This window comes from Nonomuraea sp. 10N515B (assembly GCF_052245915.1).
Classification (GTDB): Bacteria; Actinomycetota; Actinomycetes; order Streptosporangiales; family Streptosporangiaceae; genus Nonomuraea.
Genome location: NZ_JBQQBQ010000207.1, coordinates 1 through 1147, shown reverse-complemented (window position 1 = coordinate 1147; position 1147 = coordinate 1). Strand labels below are relative to the sequence as shown.

Sequence of the window (1147 nt, the reverse complement as noted above, 5' to 3'; positions counted from 1 at the left end):
GCGCCGACCACGCCGTTCGCGGTCGGTGTGCGCCGGTATGACTGGACCCGCGGCAGCCGCCCGTGCACCACCTACGTCTACTATCCCGCCACCGGCACCCCCGGCGGCAACCCGGTGACGAACGCCCCGGTCGCCAACGGTGTCTTCCCCGTCTACAACTTCACCCACGGCTTCCAAAGCAGCCCGCAGAACTCCCTGTTCATCATCCGGGCCCTGACCGCGGCGGGCTTCATCGTCCCCGCCCCGCACTTCAACCACAACTTCACCGACGTCAGAAACGGCAACACCTCCAAGGACGTCTCGCAGATCCTCACCCACACCCTCGCCCTCAACACGAGCGGACCGCTGGCCGGGCACATCAACACCGGCATCGGCGTCGGAGTCTCGGGCCACTCCCTGGGCGGCATGATCACCCACGGCCTGCTGACCTCCTGGCCCGACAGCCGGATCATCTCCGCCAACCCGCAGTCCTGCGAGGACATGGGCAACCCCGCCGCCTCGGTCTCCGCCAAGGTCCTGTTCGTCCACGGCGACCGGGACTCCACCACGCAGTACTCCTCGGCCCGGCAGGCGTACACGGAGATGACCTGGCCCAAGGCGTTCCTCACCTTCGTCGGCGGCAGCCACACCAGCTTCTGGAGCGACAACCGCTTCCCGAACACCGTCGTCGACTGGGCCCGCTGGACCACGTACGGCGACACCGCCGCACGCGACCGCCTCCCCTCCGACGCCGCCGGCCCCAACACCAGATGGGAAGCCCAACTGGGTGACTCGCCCGGCGGCCCGGCCACCTACACCCTGGTGGCCCAGCACAGCGGCAAGGCCGCCGACATCAACGAGGCCTCCACCGCCGCCGGCGCACGGCTCATCCAATACACCGCCAACAGTCGCCCCAACCAGCAGTTCGAGTTCGTGGACTCGAGCGACGGCCACGTCCGCCTCAAGGCCCGGCACAGCGGCCTGTTCCTCCAGCCCACGGGCACCGCCAACGGCGCCGACGTCGTCCAACAGGCCGACACCGGCGCCACCGGCCAGCAGTGGCGCGTGGTCGACCACGGCGGTGACGTGATCAGCCTCGTCAACCGGCAATCCGGCCTGGCCATGGACGTCTGGCAGTACTCCACCGCCGACGGCGCCCGCATCTCCC

1 protein-coding gene is annotated in these 1147 nt (G+C 69.6%); it reads left to right on the top strand.

Annotated features, from left to right (window positions below; all coding sequences use genetic code 11):
- On the top strand, window positions 1-1147 hold a 1147-nt coding region (locus ACTWQA_RS59070; protein WP_443167512.1), incomplete at both ends, for an RICIN domain-containing protein.